Origin of the sequence: Pseudonocardia adelaidensis (assembly GCF_039543345.1) — a bacterium.
Lineage (GTDB): Bacteria > Actinomycetota > Actinomycetes > Mycobacteriales > Pseudonocardiaceae > Pseudonocardia > Pseudonocardia adelaidensis.
The window spans coordinates 1-857 of the sequence record NZ_BAABJO010000090.1 but is presented as its reverse complement, the minus strand read 5'-3'; the positions used below and the strand labels follow the sequence as shown (position 1 = coordinate 857).

1 protein-coding gene is annotated in these 857 nt (G+C 71.1%); it reads left to right on the top strand.

Going from position 1 to position 857, the window contains the following annotated elements:
- Positions 1–81 precede the first annotated feature (81 nt).
- Positions 82–857, top strand: a 776-nt coding sequence (locus tag ABEA81_RS42330) for an IS481 family transposase (protein WP_345613709.1), incomplete at its 3' end; no start/stop codon positions are given.

The following is an 857-nucleotide window of genomic DNA, read 5'->3' as shown; positions in this document are numbered from 1 at the left end:
CGACCGGGATGATCTTGATGTGAGGGAGGGCCTCCAGGTCCGGTGTGGATTGCGACATCTGCACCGAGCAAGGAGGCCCTCGTGCTCCACCGTAACGCCCCGTTGTCCCCGGTCGGTCGTGAGCGCCTGGCCCGCTGCATCGTCGAGGACGGCTGGCCGCTGCGGCGCGCGGCGCAACGGTTCCAGGTCTCAGTCGGCACCGCGAAGCGCTGGGCAGACCGTTTCCGCGAGGACGGGCCGGCCGCAATGAGCGACCGCTCCAGCCGACCGCACCACAGCCCGCGTCGCACTCCAACCCGCCGCGAGCGGCGCATCATCAAGGTCCGGGTTCTGCGTCGGTGGGGACCGGCCCGCATCGGGTTCCTGCTCGGGATCGCCGCCTCCACCGTGCACCGCGTCCTGACCCGCTACGGGCTGGCCTGCCTGGCCCACCTCGACCGCGCCACCGGCCGGGTCGTGCGCCGCTACGAACACCCACGACCCGGCGACCTGGTGCACGTCGACATCAAGAAGCTGGGCAACATTCCCGACGGCGGCGGCCACCGCGTCCACGGCCGCGCCGCCGGGTCACCCAACAGCACCCGCAGCGTCCCGATCCCCAACAACAGCACCGGTCCCCGCGCCAGACTGGGCTACAGCTACCTGCACAACGCCATCGACGATCACTCCCGGCTGGCCTACACCGAGATCCTGCCCGACGAAACCAAGACCACCGCCGCCGCGTTCTGGGCCCGCGCCGCCGCCTGGTTCGCCGCCTGCGGCATCGAGCGGATCGAACGAGTCCTGACCGACAACGGCTCCTGCTACCGCTCCCGCGAGTTCGCCGCCGCCCTACACGCCACCCACACGACCCACAA